Source organism: Rhizobium sp. 01L419, from assembly GCF_056400025.1.
In genome coordinates, this window is the sequence record NZ_JBFTSM010000054.1 from 1 (window position 1) to 1,066 (window position 1,066).

Here is a 1,066-nt window from a genome sequence, read left to right on the forward strand (position 1 = left end):
GTGACGTTGTCGCCAGGCATGACCATTTCCGTGCCTTCCGGAAGCGTCACGATGCCCGTAACGTCCGTCGTGCGGAAGTAGAACTGCGGACGGTAGTTCGTGAAGAACGGCGTATGACGACCGCCTTCTTCCTTCGTCAGGATGTAGGCTTCKGCCTTGAACTTCTTGTGCGGCTTGACAGAGCCCGGCTTGCACAGGATCTGGCCACGCTCGACGCCGTCACGGTTCACACCGCGAACCAGAGCGCCGATGTTGTCGCCRGCCTGGCCCTGATCGAGCAGCTTGCGGAACATTTCAACGCCGGTAACMGTCGTCTTCGACGTCGCACGAATGCCGACGATCTCGACTTCTTCGCCAACCTTGACGATGCCACGCTCGACGCGGCCGGTCACAACCGTACCACGGCCCGAGATCGAGAACACGTCTTCGATCGGCATCAGGAACGGCTGGTCRATCGGACGCTCAGGCGTCGGGATGTAGGCGTCGACAGCAGCCATCAGCTCGCGGATCGCGTCTTCACCGATCTTCTTGTCRSWATCTTCAAGAGCAGCAAGCGCCGAACCCTTGACGACCGGRATRTCGTCGCCCGGGAAGTCGTAGGACGACAGAAGTTCGCGAACTTCGAGCTCGACGAGCTCRAGMAGYTCRGCGTCGTCAACCTGGTCGACCTTGTTGAGGAACACSACGATCGCCGGAACGCCAACCTGGCGGGCGAGCAGGATGTGCTCGCGCGTCTGCGGCATCGGGCCGTCAGCAGCAGAGCAGACCAGGATCGCGCCGTCCATCTGCGCAGCACCGGTGATCATGTTCTTGACATAGTCGGCGTGGCCGGGGCAGTCGACGTGCGCGTAGTGRCGGGCCGGCGTCTCATACTCGACGTGAGCCGTCGAAATGGTGATGCCGCGTGCCTTTTCTTCCGGTGCAGCGTCGATCTGGTCATACGCCTTGAACTCACCGAAATACTTCGTGATCGCTGCCGTCAGAGACGTCTTGCCGTGGTCAACGTGGCCGATCGTGCCGATGTTGACGTGCGGCTTGTTGCGCTCAAACTTACTCTTTGCCATTT

1 protein-coding gene is annotated in these 1,066 nt (G+C 60.6%); it reads right to left on the reverse strand.

What is annotated here, in order from left to right; translation table 11 throughout:
• Nucleotides 1-1,064: elongation factor Tu (tuf, locus tag AC1DUP_RS36750; protein ID WP_477837375.1), on the reverse strand; the 1,064-nt coding region annotated here is incomplete at its 3' end.
• Between the last annotated feature and the right edge of the window lie 2 nt (nucleotides 1,065-1,066).